At 63.5% G+C, this 18,969-nt stretch carries 20 protein-coding genes; 17 read left to right on the plus strand and 3 right to left on the minus strand.

The window, feature by feature from the left end; translation table 11 throughout:
• The first annotated feature begins 3 nt into the window (after nucleotides 1-3).
• The 10 genes from B059_RS0103035 to B059_RS0103080 all read left to right on the plus strand — a co-directional run bounded on the left by B059_RS0103035 (nucleotide 4) and on the right by B059_RS0103080 (nucleotide 10,073).
• Nucleotides 4-942 carry an ABC transporter ATP-binding protein gene (locus B059_RS0103035; RefSeq protein WP_018076768.1) on the plus strand — a complete coding sequence of 313 codons (939 nt, stop codon included), beginning with the start codon at nucleotides 4-6 and terminating at the stop codon, nucleotides 940-942.
• Nucleotides 939-1,895, plus strand: coding sequence for an ABC transporter ATP-binding protein (locus tag B059_RS0103040; protein WP_018076769.1), 957 nt, complete (start codon nucleotides 939-941; stop codon nucleotides 1,893-1,895). Before B059_RS0103035 ends, B059_RS0103040 begins: the two co-directional genes overlap by 4 nt.
• Nucleotides 1,892-3,016 (plus strand): ABC transporter permease, encoded by a 1,125-nt coding sequence (locus B059_RS0103045; protein WP_018076770.1) that lies wholly within the window; start codon nucleotides 1,892-1,894, stop codon nucleotides 3,014-3,016. The genes B059_RS0103040 and B059_RS0103045 overlap by 4 nt, the downstream gene beginning before the upstream one ends.
• Nucleotides 3,017-3,026: 10 nt before the next feature.
• Nucleotides 3,027-4,154, plus strand: a complete 1,128-nt coding sequence (locus B059_RS0103050; RefSeq protein WP_018076771.1) for an ABC transporter permease — start codon at nucleotides 3,027-3,029, stop codon at nucleotides 4,152-4,154.
• A 1-nt stretch (nucleotide 4,155) separates the two neighbouring features.
• The gene (locus B059_RS0103055; RefSeq protein ID WP_018076772.1) at nucleotides 4,156-4,608 is read left to right on the plus strand and encodes a cytochrome c; all 453 of its coding nucleotides are present in this window, start codon (nucleotides 4,156-4,158) and stop codon (nucleotides 4,606-4,608) included.
• A gap of 50 nt (nucleotides 4,609-4,658) precedes the next feature.
• Complete coding sequence (locus B059_RS0103060) at nucleotides 4,659-5,228, plus strand: hypothetical protein (RefSeq protein ID WP_018076773.1); 570 nt, start codon at nucleotides 4,659-4,661, stop codon at nucleotides 5,226-5,228.
• Nucleotides 5,225-6,655: a patatin-like phospholipase family protein gene (locus tag B059_RS0103065; RefSeq protein ID WP_018076774.1), complete on the plus strand. Its 1,431-nt coding sequence runs from the start codon at nucleotides 5,225-5,227 to the stop codon at nucleotides 6,653-6,655. The genes B059_RS0103060 and B059_RS0103065 overlap by 4 nt, the downstream gene beginning before the upstream one ends.
• A 128-nt stretch (nucleotides 6,656-6,783) precedes the next feature.
• The gene (locus B059_RS0103070; protein ID WP_018076775.1) at nucleotides 6,784-7,413 is read left to right on the plus strand and encodes a TetR/AcrR family transcriptional regulator; all 630 of its coding nucleotides are present in this window, start codon (nucleotides 6,784-6,786) and stop codon (nucleotides 7,411-7,413) included.
• Nucleotides 7,414-7,579: 166 nt separating this feature from the next.
• Nucleotides 7,580-9,010, plus strand: coding sequence for an MBL fold metallo-hydrolase RNA specificity domain-containing protein (locus B059_RS0103075; protein WP_018076776.1), 1,431 nt, complete (start codon nucleotides 7,580-7,582; stop codon nucleotides 9,008-9,010).
• A 7-nt stretch (nucleotides 9,011-9,017) separates the two neighbouring features.
• Nucleotides 9,018-10,073, plus strand: coding sequence for a phospholipase A (locus tag B059_RS0103080; RefSeq protein WP_018076777.1), 1,056 nt, complete (start codon nucleotides 9,018-9,020; stop codon nucleotides 10,071-10,073).
• A gap of 6 nt (nucleotides 10,074-10,079) precedes the next feature.
• Here B059_RS0103080 and B059_RS0103085 read toward each other — a convergent pair whose 3' ends face one another.
• The gene (locus B059_RS0103085) at nucleotides 10,080-10,934 is read right to left on the minus strand and encodes a S1 family peptidase (RefSeq protein ID WP_081601574.1); all 855 of its coding nucleotides are present in this window, start codon (nucleotides 10,932-10,934) and stop codon (nucleotides 10,080-10,082) included.
• A gap of 14 nt (nucleotides 10,935-10,948) precedes the next feature.
• Here B059_RS0103085 and B059_RS0103090 point away from each other — a divergent pair, with 14 nt between their 5' ends.
• Together B059_RS0103090 and B059_RS0103095 are read left to right on the plus strand one after the other, a co-directional pair.
• On the plus strand, nucleotides 10,949-12,229 hold the full coding sequence (locus B059_RS0103090; protein ID WP_018076779.1) for a nucleotide sugar dehydrogenase: 1,281 nt from the start codon (nucleotides 10,949-10,951) through the stop codon (nucleotides 12,227-12,229).
• Nucleotides 12,229-13,257 carry an SDR family oxidoreductase gene (locus tag B059_RS0103095; protein WP_018076780.1) on the plus strand — a complete coding sequence of 343 codons (1,029 nt, stop codon included), beginning with the start codon at nucleotides 12,229-12,231 and terminating at the stop codon, nucleotides 13,255-13,257. Before B059_RS0103090 ends, B059_RS0103095 begins: the two co-directional genes overlap by 1 nt.
• Before the next feature lie 121 nt (nucleotides 13,258-13,378).
• On the opposite strand, the gene B059_RS0103100 is transcribed toward B059_RS0103095, so the two are convergent.
• Nucleotides 13,379-13,957: a superoxide dismutase family protein gene (locus B059_RS0103100; RefSeq protein ID WP_018076781.1), complete on the minus strand. Its 579-nt coding sequence runs from the start codon at nucleotides 13,955-13,957 to the stop codon at nucleotides 13,379-13,381.
• Nucleotides 13,958-14,276: 319 nt separating this feature from the next.
• Between B059_RS0103100 and B059_RS0103105 the strand changes: the two genes are divergently transcribed.
• The 5 genes from B059_RS0103105 (at nucleotide 14,277) to B059_RS0103125 (ending at nucleotide 18,358) form a co-directional block, all read left to right on the plus strand.
• Complete coding sequence (locus tag B059_RS0103105; protein WP_018076782.1) at nucleotides 14,277-15,911, plus strand: HDOD domain-containing protein; 1,635 nt, start codon at nucleotides 14,277-14,279, stop codon at nucleotides 15,909-15,911.
• 73 nt (nucleotides 15,912-15,984) lie between these two features.
• The gene (locus tag B059_RS0103110; protein ID WP_026177273.1) at nucleotides 15,985-16,446 is read left to right on the plus strand and encodes a hypothetical protein; all 462 of its coding nucleotides are present in this window, start codon (nucleotides 15,985-15,987) and stop codon (nucleotides 16,444-16,446) included.
• Nucleotides 16,447-16,510: 64 nt separating this feature from the next.
• Nucleotides 16,511-17,953, plus strand: coding sequence for a D-alanyl-D-alanine carboxypeptidase/D-alanyl-D-alanine endopeptidase (dacB, locus tag B059_RS0103115; protein WP_018076784.1), 1,443 nt, complete (start codon nucleotides 16,511-16,513; stop codon nucleotides 17,951-17,953).
• Nucleotides 17,950-18,168 (plus strand): hypothetical protein, encoded by a 219-nt coding sequence (locus tag B059_RS0103120; protein ID WP_157273592.1) that lies wholly within the window; start codon nucleotides 17,950-17,952, stop codon nucleotides 18,166-18,168. Before dacB ends, B059_RS0103120 begins: the two co-directional genes overlap by 4 nt.
• Nucleotides 18,155-18,358: a hypothetical protein gene (locus B059_RS0103125; protein WP_018076786.1), complete on the plus strand. Its 204-nt coding sequence runs from the start codon at nucleotides 18,155-18,157 to the stop codon at nucleotides 18,356-18,358. The genes B059_RS0103120 and B059_RS0103125 overlap by 14 nt, the downstream gene beginning before the upstream one ends.
• A 17-nt stretch (nucleotides 18,359-18,375) precedes the next feature.
• On the opposite strand, the gene B059_RS0103130 is transcribed toward B059_RS0103125, so the two are convergent.
• Complete coding sequence (locus tag B059_RS0103130) at nucleotides 18,376-18,918, minus strand: glycine zipper 2TM domain-containing protein (protein WP_026177274.1); 543 nt, start codon at nucleotides 18,916-18,918, stop codon at nucleotides 18,376-18,378.
• Nucleotides 18,919-18,969: the final 51 nt, after the last annotated feature.

Below are 18,969 nucleotides of genomic sequence, written 5' to 3' on the forward strand. Positions count from 1 at the left end.
GGCATGAGCGATATCGCCCTCGCGGTCAGCGGCCTGGGCCGCGCATTCGGCGAGATGTGGGCGGTGCGCGGGCTCGACCTGGAAGTGCAGCGTGGAGAAATTTTCGGCCTGGTGGGGCCTGACGGTGCCGGCAAGACCACTACCATGCGCATGCTGACCGGCATTCTCGCCGCCAGCGAAGGCCAGGCCACGGTGGCAGGGTTCTCCATCCACGACGACGCGGAGGCCATCAAGGCGCGAATCAGCTACATGTCGCAGCGTTTCGGCCTGTACGGCGATCTCACGGTCGAGGAAAACCTGCGCTTCTACGCCGATCTGTACGAAGTGCCGCGACGCGATCGTGAACCGCTGGAAGAGAAGCTGCTCGGTTTCTCCAACCTGACGCCGTTCAGAAAGCGCCAGGCGCGCAATCTTTCCGGCGGCATGAAGCAGAAGTTGGGACTGGCGTGCGCGCTGATCCACAAGCCGGAAATCCTGTTTCTCGACGAACCCACCAACGGCGTCGACCCGGTGTCGCGGCGCGATTTCTGGCGCATCCTCTACGCCATGCTCAAGAAAGGGGTGACGATCTTCGTTTCCACCGCCTACCTCGACGAAGCGGAGCGTTGCAGCCGCGTCGGCCTGATGCATCGCGGCCGCCTGATCCGGTGCGACACCCCGCAGAAACTGAAAGAAGGCCTCCCCGGCCAGTTGCTGGAACTGGAAACCGGACAGCCGCGGGACGCGCGCGAGGCGCTCGCCGCGCAGCTGGGCTCCAGTCGCGTCAGCTTGTTCGGCGGCATGTTGCATCTATATACCGAAGATGCGGCTGAAGCGGAGCAGATCAGGGCCATCCTGCAGCAGGCGGGCATCGCGGTGTTGGCGGAAAAGATCATCACTCCGACGCTGGAAGACGTGTTCATCCATTGGGTGACGCGAGATGATGCCGAGGCGGCGGCATGAGCCCGGAATACGCCGTTGAAGTGCACGACCTGACGCGGAAATTCGGCGATTTCGTCGCCGTCGATCGCGTCTCGCTCAGCGTGGAAACCGGCCAGGTGTTCGGCTTTCTCGGCCCCAACGGCGCGGGCAAGTCGACCACCATCCGCATGCTGTGCGGCCTGCTGCTGCCGAGTTCCGGCGCGGGCCGGGTGGCGGGCTTCGACATCATGACCGAGTCCGAGACCATCAAGCGTCATATCGGCTACATGTCACAGAAATTTTCGCTCTACGATGATCTTTCCGTCGAGGAAAACATCGATTTCTTTACCGGCATCTACAACGTGCCCCGGATCAGGCGCCGTGAACGCAAGGACTGGGTGCTGGACATGGCGGGCCTGGCGGACAAGCGCGACAACCTGACCCGGTCGCTGGCCGGCGGCTGGAAACAGCGCCTGGCGCTGGGCTGCGCGGTGCTGCACGAGCCACCGATCCTGTTTCTCGACGAACCGACCTCGGGGGTCGACCCGCTGTCGCGCCGCCAGTTCTGGGATCTGATTGCGCAGATGGCGCAGCGCGGCACCACCGTGTTTGTCACCACCCATTACATGGAAGAGGCCGAGTACTGCGACGAGCTCGCGCTGATCTCGCGCGGCAGGATGATCGCCAAGGGCAAGCCCGCCGAGCTCAAGACCGTCATTCCCGAAGATATCCTGGAGATCCGGGTCGAGCACCCGTTCGAGGTGCTGGAGCAGCTGGAAAATTCGGGGCTGGTGAAGGAGGTGGCCCTGTTCGGCGATACCCTGCACGCGGTGGTCGAGGATGCGGGTGCGGCAACTACGGCAGTGGGCGATTTTCTGGCCGGGCGCGGGTTGGCGGCGACAGGGATTACTCAGGTGAGACCCTCGATGGAAGATGTGTTCGTCTCACTGGTCGAACTCGAGGATCGCCGGAGCACAGAGGGCGCGCAGACATGAAGCCGCGCACCTTCTCGTGGATCCGGCTGTGGGCGCTGGTGAAAAAGGAGTTCATCCATATCGTCCGCGATCCGCGCTCGCTGGCGATGGCCTTCCTGATGCCGCTGATCCTGCTGATCCTGTTCGGCTACGCCATCACCATGGACATCAAGACACTCAATCTCGTCGTCTACGACCAGGACAAGAGTGCCGCCAGCCGTCATTATGTGGAAGGGTTTCCGGCCTCCAGCTACTTCAGCGTGGTCGCAACGGTGGAAAACTACGCCGACGTACGCGCCCTGCTCGACCAGGGCCGCGCGCATCTGGCGCTGGTGATCCCGCCGCATTTCGCACGCGACCTGGAGCAGGGGCGCAGCGCCCGGGTTCAGGTGCTGGCCGACGGCTCGGACGCCAACACCGCGACCATCGCGCTGGGCTATGCCGAGGCGATCACCAACCGCTTCAGCACGACGCGTCTGGACAGCAAGGTCGAGCTCGCCGTGGATAACCGTTTGCGCGTCTGGTACAACCCCGAGCTGAAAAGCCGCTGGTTCATCATCCCCGGCCTGATCGCGGTGATCATGACGGTGATCACCGCGCTCCTGACCTCGCTCACCGTTTCGCGCGAGTGGGAGAGCGGCACCATGGAGCAGCTGATCGCCACGCCGGTGCAGCCGATCGAGCTGTTCCTCGGCAAGATGGCGCCGTATTTCGTGATCGGCGTTCTGGATGTGCTGTTCTCGGTGGCGATGGGGGTATGGGTGTTCGACGTGCCGCTCCGGGGCAGCTTCCTGTTCCTGCTCGGCGTCACCGCGATGTTCCTGGTGGGGGGGCTGAGCCTCGGCATCATGGTCTCCACCATCGCCAAGTCGCAGCTGGTGGCGAGCCAGCTGGCGATGGTGGTCACCTTCCTGCCCGCTTTCCTGCTCTCCGGCTTTCTCTATTCCATCGACAACATGCCGCGTTTTTTGCAGGCGGTCACCCACGTGGTGCAGGCGCGCTATTTCGTCGAGGTGCTGAAGAACATTTTTCTCAAGGCCAGCCCGCCTGCATTCGTGGCGGGCGACCTGATCTTCCTGGGGCTGTTCGCGGTGGCGGTGTTCGCCGTCGCCCTCGGCAAGTTCCGCAAGAAACTGGCCTGACGGAGGCGGTATGTGGGAACGTATCTATCGCATGCTGGTGAAGGAGTTCATCCAGGTGCTGCGCGACCCGCGCATGAAGGCGCTGATCTTCGTCATGCCGGTGATCCAGCTGATCATGTTCGGCTATGCCGTGACCACCGACGTCGATCACATCAAGACCGCGGTGTGCGATCTCGACAAGAGCCCGCAGAGCCGTGCGCTGATCGAGCGCTTCACCGCCTCCGGCTACTTCACTGTGGTGGACAGCACCGACCGGCCGGAGCGGTTGGGCGAACTGCTCGACCGCGGCCAGGCCACCATCGGCATCCAGATCAACCACGGCTTCGCCGAGGATCTGAAATCCGGGCGGCAGGCGGCAATCCAGACCATTGTCGACGGCACCGACTCCAACACCGGCACGGTGGCGATGGACTACGCCCAGCGCATCACCCAGGAATTTTCCCGGGCGCGCGTCGGGCCGGGCGAGCTTGACCAGCTGGCGCCACCGCAGACCGAGCCGATCGAGCTGCGCTCGCGCGCCTGGTTCAACCCCGACCTGAAAAGCCGCTATTTCAACGTCCCCGGCGTGATCGCCGTGGTGGTGCTGCTGATCTCCCTGCTGCTCACGGCCATGGCCATCGTGCGCGAGCGCGAGATCGGCACCATGGAGCAGCTGATGGTGACGCCGATCCGTTCCTTCGAGCTGATCCTCGGCAAGACCCTGCCCTTCGTGCTGATCAGCTTCATCGACGTGCTGGTGGTCACCGCGATCGGGATCAGCTGGTTCAACGTGCCGATCCACGGCAGCCTGGCGCTGCTGCTGTTCGGCGCCGGACTGTACCTGATGTCGACCATCGGCATCGGCCTGTTCATTTCCACCATCTCCCAGACCCAGCAGCAGGCGCTGATGTCGTCGTTTTTCTTCTATCTTCCCGCGGTGCTGCTGTCCGGCTTCATGTTCCCGATCTCGAACATGCCGGAGCCGGCGCAATGGCTCACCTATCTCAATCCGCTGCGCTACTTCCTGGTCATCATCCGCGACATTTTCCTCAAGGGCAGCGGCTGGGACATCCTGTGGCCGCAGTTCGCCGCGCTGGCGGTGCTGGGCACGGCGCTTCTGACCATGAGTTCACTTCGTTTCAAGAAAAGGATGGCCTGACATGAACAATCCGCGCAATCGCGTATTCAATCTTCTCGCCGCTTCCTGCCTGTTTTTCGCCGCAGGCAGCACGCATGCCGCCGAGCCGCTGGCCCTGCAGAAAATCATGAAAGACCTGGGCAAGAACATGCAGGCCATCACCGACGGCATTTCCCGCGAGGACTGGGAACGGGTAGAGAAAATCGCGCCCCTGATCGCCGACCATCCACAGCCGCCGCTGGCGGAAAAAATGCGCATCCTGCGCTTCGCCGGTACCAGCATGGGGAAGTTCAAGGCGTATGACGGCGACACCCACGATCAGGCGCAGGCGGTGGGCAGAGCGGCCAAGTCCCAGGACGGCCCGGGCGTGATCCTCGCCTTCCAGAAGCTGCAGACCAGCTGCTACAACTGCCACAGCGAATTCCGCAAGCCCTTCGTGGCGCATTTTTACGGTAACAAAGACGCCGTCCAGTGAGCCATTGCCATCCGCGCGCCTTCCCTGGCGCGCACAGCAGGAGATCGATCATGAATACGGACGACACCCATACGTTCAAGCCGGCACATTTAAAAAAATGGCTGCAAACCACGCGCGATTACCTGTTTGCCGATGCGACGGAGCATGTGCTCCATCAACCGGGCCTGGACAGCCACGGCGCCCGGGACCGCTTCGTTTCCCGTGCGCGCGGGCGCTTGCTGCGGCTGATGAAACACAGCGTGCAGCGCGATCGGAACCCGCTCCTTGAGCTGGAGCGTGTATTCAAGGTTCAGGCCGTGTTCATCGCGCGCCATCCCGAGATACCCGGGCACCTGTTGGGGTGGATGGCGCAGGGCGGCGATAGCCGCATTCGGCGGCGCATCCGCAAGGTCATCGGCCATTACGAATTGCGCATTTTCCGGCTGATTGCCCGGGCCAGGCAGCAGGGGTCGATCAGGGCCGACATCGACCCGCAGGCGGCTGCGGGGGTTTTCATCGGCATGATCCAGAGCCTGGCGCTCGGATTGAATCTCAACCTGTGTCAGCGCAGACGGCTGCTGCACGAGGCATTCGATCAGTTTGCCTTGTTCCGTACCGCGATGACCGCGGCGCCGCGATGACGTCAGCCGGATATGCCGGCAACCGGCGGCGGGCATATGCTGCGCTGACCGCGCGCGGAGCGGGCTTCCGGCGATGCGTGCTGCTGGCTTGCGTCTTCTCGTTCGCAGGCTGCGCGCATTATCCGGCGAACCCGCCGCTGGATCGATACGACCCGGCCCATGGCTACCGTTTCACCAATCTCGCCAGCCCGGACGAGGCCGACGACATGCTGGTCGTCGTCACCTTCTCGGGGGGCGGCACCCGCGCCGCCGCCCTGGCCTACGGGGTGCTCGAGCATCTCGCCCGCACCGAAATCGTCCGGCAAGGAAAGCCCGGCCGCCTGCTCGACGAAGTCGATATCGTGTCCTCCGTGTCCGGTGGCAGCTTTACCGCTGCCTACTATGCCCTTTACGGCGAACGGATTTTCAGTGATTTCGAGAGCCGGTTCCTGAAGCGGGATGTTCAGGGCGAACTTACCCGCAAGCTGCTTGCCCCGGTCAACCTGGCGCGCGTCTCGTCGCCGCAATTCGGCAGGATCGATCTGGTGGCCGAATACCTCGACGACGAGATTTTCGATCACGCAACGTTTGGCGACCTGGCCGCGCAGGGGCGTCGTCCTTTCGCGATGATCAACGCCAGCGACATGTCGCTGGGCACGCGCTTCGAATTCACCCAGGATCAGTTCGACCTGCTCTGTTCCGATCTTTCCTCGTTTCCGCTGGCGCGGGCGGTGGCGGCTTCGAGTGCGGTGCCCATCGTGTTCAGTCCGCTCACCGTCAGGAACTACGGCGGCAAATGTGGCTATCATGGGCCGGAGCACGTTGCCGGGAACCCCCGCGGGACGACCGCGCGACAGATTTACAAGGCCGCCGAGGTGCGTTCCTATCTCGACTCCGAAACCAGGCCCTATCTTCATCTGCTGGATGGCGGCCTCACCGACAATATCGGCCTGCGCGGAATGCTGGACCGGGTGGCCTCCGGCAACGGGCCGCTGGAGCTCGCCCGCACCATGCGGCTCGAACGGCTTCGCAGGGCGGTGCTGATCGTCGTCAATGCCGAGACCGCCCCGGATCTGTCTCTGGACCGCAGGGAGGCGGTGCCGACCATCACCCAGGTCTTCAGGGCGGTCAAGGACATCCCGATCAACCGCTATTCGTTTGAAACCGTCGAACTCCTCAAGACCAGTTTCGAGGGCTGGGCCGGGCAGATGCGCAAGCAGAACGAGAAGCAGCCGGCTGGCGGGGCGGAAGCCGGATTCGATTTCTACCTGGCCGAAGTGACCTTCGACGCGATCAAGGATCCTGCCGAGCGCGATTTCTTTCGCGGAATTCCAACTTCGTATACCTTGCCCGCGGAAACCGTGGACCGGTTGCGCGCGCTGGGGCCGCGATTGATCGAGGAGTCGGCCGATTATCAAAGGCTGCTGCATGACCTGCAGCGTAAGTGACGAATCGCCATCTCATGGCAACGGGCCTGCTGCGAGAGTAAAGAAAAGTATCTTCGGCACCCTGCGGTCATGGCAGCCGCATCCGGAAATTTTGAAATCAGTGAAACACGGGACAAGGAAAACAGGCAATGAGCGAACGCAGACAACGGCTATCGGCGGAAGAGCGTCAGGAAGAAATCATCAAGGCCGCCGTGGAGCTTGCCGGCGAGCAGAGCGTGGACAAGGTGACGACGCAGGACATGGCCCGGGCCGTGGGCGTCACGCAGGGCGCGATTTTCCGTCACTTTCCCACCAAGGACATGATCTGGCTGGGAGTCATCCACTGGGTGCGCGGCCGCCTGATGAGCGTGCTGGATATGGCGGCAGATCAGGGCAGGGATCCGCTCGATTCGCTGGAGAAAATGTTTTATGCCCATCTGGGCTTCGTCGACAAGGTGCCGGCGATTCCGAAGCTGATATTTACCGACCAGCTGCTAAAGAAAAACCCCAGGATCAAGGAACTGATACGCAGCATTCTGGCGGACTACGAGGCCAGGGTGAGCGCTCTCCTGGCCCAGGCCAAGGCACAGCATCTTGTCCGCCCCGATCTGGACGAGCATGGCGCCGCTGTCATGTTCACCGGCATCATCCAGGGCCTGGTGCTGCGCGTTTCCGTCATCGAAGCGCAAAAATCGCTGACCTCAGAGGGAAAGCTGGTGTTCCCCATTTTTCTTCACGGTATCGGCGCCACGCGTGCGGACGATGCAAATCCGGATTAAGGCGGAACACGGGCGCGCGCGGGGCGGCAAGCAGCGAGGTGTCCGGATCCGCGGGATTCCTTCAGCACGGGAATCGGCGCGCAGTGGAAAGGAGAGGACATTGCTCCGGTGTAAAATCGAGTCCTCTGCCTGACCTCGCGGGGCTGATGCTGCGCGGTACTCCATCATGAAGCTGACTTTTCTCGGCGCGGCGCGCGAGGTGACCGGCTCCAGCTATCTGCTGGAAGCCGACGGCGTGCGCTTCCTGGTCGATTGCGGCATGTTCCAGGGCGGACGCGAGACGCGCGAGAAGAACCGCCGCGCCTTCAATTTCGATCCGGCCACGATCGATTTCGTCATTCTCACCCACGCCCACATCGACCATTCTGGATTGCTGCCGCGGCTGGTCGCACTCGGATTCCGCGGCGCGATCCACACGACCCGCGCCACCTGCGACCTGCTGGCGGTGATGTTGCCGGATTCCGCGCACATCCAGGAAAAGGAGGCCGAGTACGAAAACCTCGGTCGCTTCCGCCAGGGCATGACCAGGCGCGGGGGCGATACGCGGCGCACAACCCGCGACACGGCCCCGCTGTACACGGTGGCGCAGGCACAGGCCTCGCTGAAGCGCCTCAACGCGGTCGACTACGATCTGGAAATCGCACCGCATCCACAGGTGCGCTGCACCTTCCGCGATGCCGGCCACATTCTCGGCTCGGCGATCGTCGAGGTGTGGGTGGGCGAAGGCTCGCGCCGCCGCAAGATCGTCTTTTCCGGCGATCTCGGCCAGCCCGCGCGCCCGCTGCTGCGCGACCCCACGCCGATCTTCGAGGCCGATTACCTGCTGGTCGAATCGACCTACGGCAACCGTGAGCACAAGAGCATGGCGGCGACGCAGGACGAACTGGTGGAGGCGGTCAACGACACCATCGAAAGAAAAGGCGGCAACGTCATCATTCCCGCTTTCGCGGTGGGGCGCACCCAGGACATGCTCTATCTGCTGGCCGATCTGACGCGGCAGGCGCGCATTCCCAGACTCTCGGTATTCGTCGATTCGCCGATGGCTACCGCCGCCACCGAGATCACGTTCAAGCACATGGCGCTGCTGGATGCCGAAACCCACGAACTGATGGGGCGGCACGGCGGTGCGGCGCATTTCCGCAAGCTCGATTTCGTCGAGGACGTGGAGGAGTCGAAGGCGCTCAATCGCATCACGGGGGGCGCCGTCATCATCTCGGCCAGCGGCATGTGCGAAGCCGGCCGCATCAAGTTTCACCTGCGCGCCAACCTGCCGCGTCGCGAATCGACCATCCTCATCACCGGTTTCCAGGCTGCCGGCACCTTCGGCCGCCGCCTGGTCGACGGTGCCAAACGGGTGCGCCTGCTCGGCGAGGACATTCCAGTGCGCGCCGACCTCTACACCCTGGGCGGGTTATCGGCGCACGCCGACCGCAGCGCGCTGCTCGCCTGGCTCGGCCACTTTCGCGGCAAGCCGCGCCAGGTGTTCGTGGTGCACGGCGAAGACAGTGTGGCAACCGGTTTCGCCGCCGATTTGCAGAAGCAGTTCGGCTGGGACGCGCAGGCGCCGCTACCGGGGCATAGCGTGATTCTCGACTGAGCGCCAGGTGCAGACGAGCGCCACGAGACCTGCATCCGGCGGAATTCCGCTGGTCCTGCTGTGCGTGGGCCTGCTGGGAAACGCGCAGGCCACTTCGATTGCCGACTGGGAAAGCTGCAGCGCGATTTCGGCGGATGCCGAACGGCTTGCGTGTTACGACCGGCTGGCCGGACGTCCGCAGCCGGCGGCCGTTTCCAGCGTCGAGCCGCACGCTGCGCCAACACCGGTCGCGGCCCCCGCCGCGCCGCCGGAGCCCAAGCTGCTTTCGGCGCTGTCGCGCCACTGGGAACTCGATGACGAAGCCAAGCGGGGTGCTTTCCTGTTCCGCCCGCATCACCCGAATTATTTTCTGCCGCTCAAGGTCAGCAATTCGCCCAACAATACCCCGTTCCAGGCAACGCCCGCGCAGGCCGGCATCGGGCTCGATTCCGTCGAGACCGAATTGCAGCTGAGTTTCAAGATCAAGGCGATGCAGGGCGTGTTCGGCTACGACAACGTCGACCTGTGGTTCGGCTACACCGCCCGCTCGTTCTGGCAGGCCTACAACAGCAGCATGTCCTCGCCGTTCCGCGAGAACAACTACGAACCGGAGGCAATGCTGGTGTTCCGTACCCATTACGATCTGGCCGGTTTTCGCGGGAGCTTCATCAATCTCGGGCTGGTGCATCAGTCGAACGGCCGCGGCGCAGCGCTGTCGCGCAGCTGGAACCGGGTGTATGCGCAGTTCGGATTCGAGCGCGGCAACCTGGCCCTGCTGCTTCGCCCCTGGTACCGGATTCCGGCACACGACGGCGACGACAACCCCGATATCGATGACTACCTTGGATACGGCGATCTGCAGGCGGTCTACAGCAAAGGGCGCAACACGTATTCGCTGCTGCTGCGCAACAACTTCCGGATGTCGGACAATCGCGGCGCGTTGAAGTTAAACTGGAATTTCCCGCTGTACGGGCGTTTGAGGGGTTACGTGCAGTATTTCAACGGCTATGGCGAATCGCTGATCGATTACAACCACAGCCAGCAGTCGCTCGGCCTCGGCGTCAGCCTGACCGGGGGTATGTAGGTGCGGTCAGGGTGCCTTCGGCAGCGCCTGCGCCAGCAGCTGATGCACATATTTTGCAGGGATCGCGTAGCTGATCCCGCTCGGTGCCGTGAGCGCGGCCTCTTTCGCCCCCTTTACATATACCGAGTTGACAACGCCCAGCACCTCGCCGGTTTCCGGGTGCCACACCGGGCTGCCGCTATTGCCGGGATAGGCGATGGCGTCGAGCTCGAACACCTCATAGGGTTGCTGTGCCTGTTTGAGTGCGCGCGCATTCAACTGCGAGGCGCTTTGCATCGGCGTGAAAATGGGAATGACGGCGGCGAGCCCGGCGCGGTGGGTGGACGGGTTGAGCCCCAGTACAGAGCCGATCGGATAACCGGTGAAATACAGCTGCCAGCCTTCGCGCACGTTGTCCGAATCGCCCAGCTTCAGCGCGGGCAGCGGATTGCCGGCAATTTTCAGCAGGGCCAGATCGCGCGCACGGTCGGTGGCGATCAGTTGCGCGGTGCGCACCGCCACCTGACGGTCGCGCCCGACGAAGATGGCATGGGTTTCCTTCTTCTCGCTGTCCAGCTGTCTGAGGAAGATGTGCGCGCACGACACCACGTAGCGTCCGTCGAGCACCGCAAAGCCGGTGCCCTGCAGGTTGGCGCGCGGACTGCCGCTGGGATTGAACGTCCCGACGCCGACCACACCCGGCTTCACCGCGAGCAGCGTGTCTGCCACGTCGGCGTAGGCGGGCAGCGCGGCAAACAGGGCCAGCAACGCCCAACTGGTATGCCGTTTGCTGGCAGAGTGCCCTGTCAGCCGGTGGCGGTGGCCCAGCAGTGTCACACAAATTCGATACAATCCGGGCGGCAGCAAAAACTTTCTATTCATAGGGGAATCCAAGCATGAGTGTTGTTGCGGTTGTCGGGCTGGGCTACGTGGGATTGCCGCTGGCGGTGGAATTCGGCAAGAAAATGACCACCATCGGCTATGACCTCTCGGTTGAAAAAATCGAGCATTACCGTCGATTCTGCGACCCCACCGGCGAAGTGTCGACGGCTGACCTCAAGGCCGCCACGCAATTGACGGTGACCGCCGACCCGGCCGACCTGGCGCAGGCCGACTTCATCATCGTCGCCGTGCCCACCCCGGTCGACGCGGCGCACATTCCGGATTTCTCGCCGCTGGTCGGATCCTCCACCACGGTCGGCAAGTACATGAAAAAAGGCGCCACGGTCATCTATGAGTCCACAGTCTACCCCGGCGCCACCGAGGAGGTCTGCATCCCGATCCTGGAAAAGAACTCGGGCATGACATGGCGGCAGGATTTTCACGTCGGCTATTCGCCCGAGCGCGTCAATCCCGGCGACAAGGAACGCACCATCACCAGGATCGTGAAAGTCGTGTCCGGTGACGATGCGGCCACCCTGGACAAGGTGGCCGAACTGTATGGCAGCGTGATCACCGCCGGGGTGCATCGCGCAAGCAGCATCAAGGTGGCTGAGGCCGCCAAGGTGATCGAGAACACCCAGCGCGACCTCAACATCGCGCTGATGAACGAGCTTTCGCTGATTTTCCACCGCCTCGGCATCGACACCCTGGAAGTGCTGAAAGCGGCCGGTACCAAGTGGAACTTCCTGCCCTTCCGCCCGGGCCTGGTCGGCGGCCACTGCATCGGCGTCGACCCCTACTACCTCACCCACAAGGCCGACATGCTCGGCTACCACCCGCAGGTGATCCTCGCCGGACGTCGCATCAACGACGGCATGGGCGCCTACGTCGCGCAGGAAACGGTGAAGAAGATGATCGCCAACGGGGTGCAGGTGAAGGGCGCCAGGGTCAACGTGCTCGGTCTCACCTTCAAGGAAAACTGCCCCGACCTGCGCAACTCCAAGGTGGTCGACGTCATCCGCGAACTGCAGTCGTTCGGCTGCGACGTGCATGTGCACGACCCGCTCGGCGAAGCCCGCGAAGCCGAACACGAATACGGCATCAGCCTCACCGCGTGGGGCGACCTCCCGCAATGCGATGCCATCGTCGCGGCAGTGTCGCATAGCGCCTACCTGGAAAAACCGTTTGCCGAACTGACAGCCAGGCTGAACAAGGGCGGCGCGTTCACCGACGTCAAGTCGGCCTACGATCCGGCTGTGGTGGAAGCCGCGGGCTTCGCACTCTGGAGACTGTAATGACCGCGTTCGACGCGCTGAAAACGCAGCTTCGCGGCGAGTCAAAGACCTGGCTCGTCACCGGCGCCGCCGGCTTCATCGGCAGTAATCTGGTCGAGGCCCTGCTGCAGCTCGACCAGCGCGTCGTCGGGCTGGACAATTTTGCCACCGGCCACGAAAAGAATCTGGCGCAGGTGCAGGCTGGCGTCGGCCCCGAACGCTGGGCGAATTTCAGCTTCAAGCGCGGCGACATCCGCGATCTCGTCACCTGTCATGCCGTCTGCAAGGATGTCGATTACGTGCTGCACCAGGCCGCGCTCGGCTCGGTGCCGCGCTCGCTGGAAGACCCGCTCGCCACCCACGCCGCCAACAACACCGGCTTTCTCAACATGCTGGTCGCCGCACGCGACGCCGGGGTCAAGCGCTTCGTCTACGCGGCGTCCTCCTCCACCTACGGCGACCATCCCGGCCTGCCCAAGGTCGAGGACGTCATCGGCAAACCGCTGTCGCCGTACGCGGTGACCAAGCTGGTGAACGAACTGTACGCCGACGTGTTCGGCCGCTGCTACGGCATGGAATCGATCGGCCTGCGCTACTTCAACATTTTCGGCCGGCGCCAGGATCCCGACGGCGCCTATGCCGCCGTGGTGCCGAAATGGGTGGCGAGCATGATCCACAACGAGCCGGTCTACATCAACGGCGACGGCGAAACCAGCCGTGACTTCTGCTACATCGACAACGTCATCCAGGCCAACCTGCTCGCCGCCACCAGCCAGCACGCGGAAGCGGCCAACCAGGTCTACAACGTCGCCGTCGGCGACCGCACCACGCTGAACCAGCTGTTTGAAGCCATCCGTGCCCTGCTCGCGCCGAAGTTTCCGCATCTGGCCGGATTCAAGCCCGTCTACCGCGATTTCCGCGCCGGCGACGTGCGCCATTCGCTCGCCGACATCACGAAGGCGCGCACGCGGCTCGGATATGCGCCGACGCACCGCATCGGCGAAGGCCTGGCCGAGGCGATGGACTGGTATGTGCAGGATCTGGAATAAGCGTGTGAACGGCCGCAAGGCCGTGCCGGCGGGCCCACGCTAAGCCCGGGCCGGCCATCCGGTCGCCGCCCCGGAGACGCGTAGATCGAATGCGTCTGCAGGTTGGCGCGCAGCGGCGTTTCTACATCCGCATGTGCAGTTCGACCAGATCGATATAGCCACAGGCCACGCGGGCGCCCGAGTTGCCGGCAGGGTCGGAGAAGTCGTCCTCATTGGCATGGATGACGATGCTGCGCTCGCCGATCGAGCTTTTACCCATCAGGGTGATGGTCAGGCCGGGCGCCATCACGTCGACGTCGGCCACGCCCTCGGCATTGGCGACGATGTTGCCGAGGTCGCCCGGATGGTGTTCCTTGTCGGTGGGGGCGCCGTGGCGACCGCCGGTGGGGGCGAAATGGCCGCCCGCGCTCATGCCGTCGGGAGAGTCGCAATTGCCGTTGGTGTGGATGTGGAAGCCATGTTTGCCGGGGGTCAGTCCGCTCACCCGCCCTTCGATGTGCACGCCCTTGCCGGGCATTTCGTGGAACGTGAGCTTGCCCTCGACGGCACTGCCGGACTTGGCTTGCAGTTCCGCGACCGCGGTGAGGTTGCCGTGCGCATGTTGCGCCAGGGCGTTGAACGGCACGGCCGGCATGGCCGCCGCCAGGACCAGGGCAGCGAGCCGGGCGATGCCGGACGCAGGTTTGGCAAAGTGATGCACTGTCTTCTCCCTTGGAATAATTAAGATGGATTCAAGAATACCTCGTCTGGAAACCGGGCGCACGGGCCCGCGCCCGTTACATTGCTACTATTCGGCATGGGCCGCATCTACGCCGTATCCGGCTTCGGACAGTGGACCGCCCGGCCTCAATCTGAAGGGGCCGGCGAGGATTAAATAAAAACCGCAGTCCTCTGGATAAATCCGCTCGGGCGCCGATTCCTCTACCGGGGACGGCAATGCGATCCCCTGATGCTCGCCGGGCTCGTGGCCCGGGCTCATGTTCAAAACAAAAAACAGCGTGTCGGATAGGAACCAAAAAATGACCAGGCTTGACGATTACCCGGCAGCGGACGGTGATGTCAGGCAAAGCGCACTGAATGTCCTGCTGCGGCGCATGCGTACCGAAAGCGATTTTCCCGCCCTGTCCGAGGCTATCGGCGCCATCAACCGCATCGCCTCTTCGGACAGGGAGGGCGTCGGCGCGCTATCCAACAATATTCTCAAGGATTTTGCGCTGACCAATAAGCTGTTGCGGCTGGCCAATGTGGCGTTCTACAACCAGGTCGGCGGGGGGGCGATCAGCACCATTTCACGCGCGGTGGTGATTCTCGGTTTCGACGCGGTGCGCTCGATCGCCTTGAGCCTGATCCTGTTCGACAACCTGGAGAACAAGGCGCACGCGCAGCAGCTGAAGGAGGAGTTCGTCAAGGTGCTGTACGCCGGCATGCTGGCGCGCGAGATGGCGGACAAGGCGCAGGTGAAGGATGTGGAGGAAGCGTTTATCAGCGCCATGCTGCACAAGCTGGGGCGCATGCTGGCGATGTTCTACTTCCCGGCGGAGACGGCGGCGATCCGGCAGCGGGTCGATGCCGAGGGCCACGACGAGGTTCGGGTCTCGACCGAGGTGCTGGGCGTGTCGTTCGAGAATCTGGGGATGGGCATAGCCAGGAGCTGGGGCTTTCCGGATCAGTTGGTGCAGAGCATGAAAAAACTGCCGGGAGGAACGCTTAATCCATGCGCGGGCAATACCGACCGGCTGCGCGTGCTGGCGAGCTTTTCCAATGAATTGTGCGAGATCATCCTCGGCACGCCCGATGCCGATCGCGGCAAGGCCCTGGCCCGGCTCACGGCGCGTTTCTCCGCCACCTTGCCGGTGACGGAGAAACAGCTTTCCGGGGTGATGGAAAAATCCATGCAGGATATCGCCCAGTTCGCCCTGGCGGTGAATGTGAACCTGAAACACAGCGTTTTCGCGCAGCAAGCGTCGAAATGGGCCGGGATGGCTGCGGTGCCGCCTGCGCCGGAAGCGGAGGCGGCACCGCAGAACGGCGTGCCCGCCATCGAGACCGAGTTGGGCGGCAGCGTGCTTCACGAATACGCCGCGATCCTCGATTCGGCACCCGGCGGGGATGGCGGCAAGCCGCAGCGCAGCAGTGAGGAAATTCAGTCCATCCTCACTTCGGGCCTGCAGGATGTCGGCAATTCGCTGATCGACGACGCTATTTCAATCAACGATATTTTGCGCATGATCCTTGAGGCCATGTATAGCGGCATGGGTTTCGCGCATGTGGTGCTGTGCATCAAGGATGGCCGTCAAAACACCCTGCGCGGGAAATTCGGTTTCGGCGACGACGTGCAGGACCTGATCAAGGCATTCGATTTCTCCCTGGCGGGGCAGCCGGATGTGTTTCTCGTCGCGCTCCAGAACAATGCCGACATCCTCATTACCGACATCGACGACCCTAAAATCGCGACGCGGATTCCGGCGTGGTACCGGCAGCATGTTCCGGCGCGCACGTTCGTGTTGTTCCCGATCATCGTGAGAGGCAAGCCGATCGGCCTGATCTACGCCGATCAGCCTGATCCCGGCGGTATCATGATCCCCGAGAAAGAACTGGCCCTGCTCAAGTCGCTGCGCAACCAGGCAGTGCTGGCCATCAGGCAATCCCTGTAAGCAGCACGTGCCCAGACCGGAAACGAAAAGCGACCCGGCTCGCCGGGATTTATCCATAAGCAAGGAGACGACCGTGAAACCTGCCTCTTCCTTATCTCTTTTCATGCTGCTGCTCTGTGGTGCCGCCCTGGCCGATGACGACGATGACGTGACTTACCGTAAGGACATCCGCCCACTATGGGAGCAGAAGTGCATGGCCTGCCACGGTGAAGGCGCCCCTTATCTGGCCGAATTCGACGAAAACAAGGACAAGTACAAGGAACTCAACCGCGGCCCGCGCATGGATACCTACGCCAACCTGGTGGCCTTCGTCGGATGGCCGGACAGTGGCGCCCTGATGCGCCGACTGGACGATGGAAGCAACACCAAGGACGGCAAGCCCGGGAACATGTATCGGAACCTGGGCGCCGATGAACTGGAGCGGCAGAAAAATCTGGCCTTGTTCAAGGCCTGGGTTGGCGAGAAGGGCTGGGTGCTGAAGCACTTCGACGAGCTTACCCGGAAAGAGCTTGGCAGGATGCGGGTCGCCGAATAAGCTGCGGACGCCCCTGCCGCCGCGCGGCGTAAAACTGCACAGCGGAATTCGGCATAATGGCGGGATGCCATCTGTCCGAATCGTCTTCCGTTTTTTCGCCGGCCTGCTGTTTGCAGGCCTTGTTGTTTCTGCCGCTGCCGCCGAACTGCCCCTCGCTTTCACCAGCGCGCTGAAGCAGGCCGCCATTCCGCTCGATCATGTGGCGGTGGTGGTGCAGCCGCTGGAGGCGGCGCAACCCGTGCTCAGCCACAATGCCGATGCGGCGCTGAATCCGGCTTCGGTGATGAAGCTGGTGACGAGCTTCGCGGCACTCGATCGGCTGGGTCCGGAATATGTGTGGGCGACCGATGTCTGGGCGGACGGCCCCATCGTGGACGGCGTTCTGGCGGGCGATCTCGTCGTCAAGGGATATGGCGATCCGACCCTGACGCTTGAGCGCATGTGGTTGCTGCAGCGCGAGCTGCGCGCACGCGGGGTGCGCCATATCCGCGGCAATCTGGTGCTCGACCTCAGCCACTTCGAAGTACCGGCGATGGATCCCGGCGCGTTCGACGGCGAGCCGCTGGCCTTGTACAACGCCGCGCCGGGGCCGCTGGTGGCCAACTTCAACGCGACGACACTGCGCCTGAAGCCGGGCGCGCGCGACGTGTCGATCGTGCCGGATATCGCATTGCCGGGCGTGACACTGATTTCGCAGCTGGTGCTGGAGGAACGCGCGGCATGCAATGGCTGGAAGGACACGGTCACGCCATCGATTGCCGCGGGCGAGCGCCCCACGCTGGTGCTGCGCGGACAATACGCACGCGGTTGTGGCGAGCAGGCCTTGTCGCTGAATTTGTTCGAACCGGCGGTCACGTTCGATGTCATTTTCCGCGGGCTGTGGGCGGAAGCGGGCGGCACGCTGGGCGGCGCGACGGTGCCGGGTCTGCCGCCCGATGCGGCCCCGCTGCTGAGATTCGCCTCGGAGCCGCTGGCCGATGCACTCACCCGCCTGAACAAGTATTCCAATAACCTGATGGCGCGCAACCTGTTCCTGACGCTGGGCGCGGAAGCCTATGGCGCGCCCGCGACGCTGGACAAGGGTGCGCGGGCGGTGCGCGAAATTCTGGAGCGGCGGGGGATTGCGACCGCCAAGCTGGTGCTGGAAAACGGCGCCGGCCTGTCGCGCATCGAGCGCATCAGCGCGGGCGCGTTGAACCAGCTGTTGCGCGCAGCCAGCCACAGTCCGTTGTCCGCCGAATTCGAGTCGTCGCTGCCGATCGTCGCCATCGACGGCACGCTGAAGCGCCGCTTCAATGGCAGCTCGCTCGCCGGCAGCGCGCACCTGAAAACCGGTACCCTGCGTGACGTCAGTGCTTTGGCAGGATACGTATTTACCGCCAGCGGCGGGCGCGTCAGTTTCGTGATGCTGGTCAACCACGTCAATGCGCGCCGCAGCGAAGCAGCGCAACGCGCACTGCTGGAGTGGGTTCAATCCGGCGAGGCAGCCAGCGGGACGGCGCAATGATTCCCGGTTGCCGCGCGATGGGGCTGTTTCTGGTGCTGCTGGCGCTGTTCCAGTCGTTGCCGGTAGCCGTGGATGCCTGGCAGGCGCGACATTGGCCGGACACGGCGGTGGAATGGTTGCGGCTGTCGCTGTTGCCGGGCGCGTTGTGGCTGTATCTGCGCTACTTCAGCATCCTGGGCTGCCGCCGGTGCGGGGACGACGATGAACTTCGATAAGGTGCCCGAGTGGGTGAGATGGCTGGCGCAGGATGCCGACGGTGCCTGGTGGGGGTATGAAGCCGAGCCCAACAGGCAGGATTACGGCTGGTACGAGAACGAAGTGGGGCGCATCGTGCGGCTGGGGCAGGCTGCGCCGCCGGACGACTGGGAAGCGACGCTCACCGCCTGGCCGTCCGAGCGCGGCTGACCGCTCACCCGCCAGGTTCAGGGCGCTGCAGGCGCGCTGAGCTGCAGTTGCCCGTCCTTCACTGGAATGCGCGCACCGGGCTGGTGGTCCATGCGTACCTGGCCTTCTTCCTTGCCCAGACGGTAGCGCACGTCATAGGCCACGGTTTTGGTGCGCGAATCGTAGACGGTCTTGCAGCGCGTTTCGGTGCGGCTGGTCGTGTCTTTTTCCTGCATCCCTTTCTGTACCTGGTGGCCGGCGTAGCCGCCGGCGGCGGCACCGGCGACGGTGGCGACCGTGCGCCCCTTGCCGCCGCCTATCTGGCTGCCGAGGAGGCCGCCTGCGACCGCGCCGAGCGCGGTGCCGGCAATGCGGTTGGGATCCTTGATCGGCGCCTGTTCGTTGACAACCACGTCGTTGCAAACCTGCCGCGGCGTTCTGTTGGTTTCGGTGACCGGCTCGACCGCCAGCACGTCGGCGAATTCCGGCTTCGGGTTGAGAACCTTGTACCCGGCCACACCGCCAATCGCGGTGACGGCAATGGCACCAGCTATCACACCAGCCAGCATGGATTTATTCATGATCTCTCTCCAAAGGTTGAAAATGGCGGCATGGGCCACGCTTCGAATCAT

It is taken from the genome of Thiobacillus denitrificans DSM 12475, assembly GCF_000376425.1.
GTDB lineage: Bacteria > Pseudomonadota > Gammaproteobacteria > Burkholderiales > Thiobacillaceae > Thiobacillus > Thiobacillus denitrificans.

Coding starts and splice junctions, on each gene's coding strand:
- B059_RS0103035 (WP_018076768.1), top strand. CDS start 4: ATGAGCGATATCGCCCTCGCGGTCAGCGGCCTGGGCCGCGCATTCGGC.
- B059_RS0103040 (WP_018076769.1), top strand. CDS start 939: ATGAGCCCGGAATACGCCGTTGAAGTGCACGACCTGACGCGGAAATTC.
- B059_RS0103045 (WP_018076770.1), top strand. CDS start 1,892: ATGAAGCCGCGCACCTTCTCGTGGATCCGGCTGTGGGCGCTGGTGAAA.
- B059_RS0103050 (WP_018076771.1), top strand. CDS start 3,027: ATGTGGGAACGTATCTATCGCATGCTGGTGAAGGAGTTCATCCAGGTG.
- B059_RS0103055 (WP_018076772.1), top strand. CDS start 4,156: ATGAACAATCCGCGCAATCGCGTATTCAATCTTCTCGCCGCTTCCTGC.
- B059_RS0103060 (WP_018076773.1), top strand. CDS start 4,659: ATGAATACGGACGACACCCATACGTTCAAGCCGGCACATTTAAAAAAA.
- B059_RS0103065 (WP_018076774.1), top strand. CDS start 5,225: ATGACGTCAGCCGGATATGCCGGCAACCGGCGGCGGGCATATGCTGCG.
- B059_RS0103070 (WP_018076775.1), top strand. CDS start 6,784: ATGAGCGAACGCAGACAACGGCTATCGGCGGAAGAGCGTCAGGAAGAA.
- B059_RS0103075 (WP_018076776.1), top strand. CDS start 7,580: ATGAAGCTGACTTTTCTCGGCGCGGCGCGCGAGGTGACCGGCTCCAGC.
- B059_RS0103085 (WP_081601574.1), bottom strand. CDS start 10,934: ATGAATAGAAAGTTTTTGCTGCCGCCCGGATTGTATCGAATTTGTGTG.
- B059_RS0103090 (WP_018076779.1), top strand. CDS start 10,949: ATGAGTGTTGTTGCGGTTGTCGGGCTGGGCTACGTGGGATTGCCGCTG.
- B059_RS0103095 (WP_018076780.1), top strand. CDS start 12,229: ATGACCGCGTTCGACGCGCTGAAAACGCAGCTTCGCGGCGAGTCAAAG.
- B059_RS0103105 (WP_018076782.1), top strand. CDS start 14,277: ATGACCAGGCTTGACGATTACCCGGCAGCGGACGGTGATGTCAGGCAA.
- dacB (WP_018076784.1), top strand. CDS start 16,511: ATGCCATCTGTCCGAATCGTCTTCCGTTTTTTCGCCGGCCTGCTGTTT.
- B059_RS0103120 (WP_157273592.1), top strand. CDS start 17,950: ATGATTCCCGGTTGCCGCGCGATGGGGCTGTTTCTGGTGCTGCTGGCG.
- B059_RS0103125 (WP_018076786.1), top strand. CDS start 18,155: ATGAACTTCGATAAGGTGCCCGAGTGGGTGAGATGGCTGGCGCAGGAT.
- B059_RS0103130 (WP_026177274.1), bottom strand. CDS start 18,918: ATGAATAAATCCATGCTGGCTGGTGTGATAGCTGGTGCCATTGCCGTC.